The organism is Vibrio sp. 10N.222.49.C9, assembly GCF_041474985.1.
Classification (GTDB): domain Bacteria; phylum Pseudomonadota; class Gammaproteobacteria; order Enterobacterales; family Vibrionaceae; genus Vibrio; species Vibrio crassostreae_C.
On sequence record NZ_JBFRVD010001557.1, the window covers coordinates 1 to 373 of the forward strand.

The following is a 373-nucleotide window of genomic DNA, read 5'->3' on the forward strand; positions in this document are numbered from 1 at the left end:
GGCAAGATGAGCGCGGCTGTGTTTATGCTGTTTGGTGTCACCGCCGGCTTATCCATGTGGATCAGTAATACCGCCACTGCAGCCATGATGTTGCCCCTAGTATTGGGCGTGCTTAGTAAGGTTGATGCCGATAAAGAGCGTAAGACCTACGTGTTTGTTCTGCTTGGTGTGGCATACAGTGCCAGTATTGGTGGTATCGCAACGATAGTGGGTTCGCCTCCTAATGCGATTGCCGCGGCTGAAGTTGGACTGACTTTTACCGAGTGGATGGCATTTGGTATCCCGGCGGCGGTTATCATGCTGCCATTAGCGGTTGCTACCCTGTACTTTGTCCTCAAGCCTAACCTGGAAGGCACCTTTGAGCTTAATAAAG

General features: G+C 51.5%; 1 protein-coding gene. It reads left to right on the forward strand.

From position 1 onward, the window contains the following. A partial coding sequence (locus AB4585_RS29245; RefSeq protein ID WP_372172317.1) for an SLC13 family permease occupies window positions 1-373 on the forward strand: 373 nt, incomplete at both ends.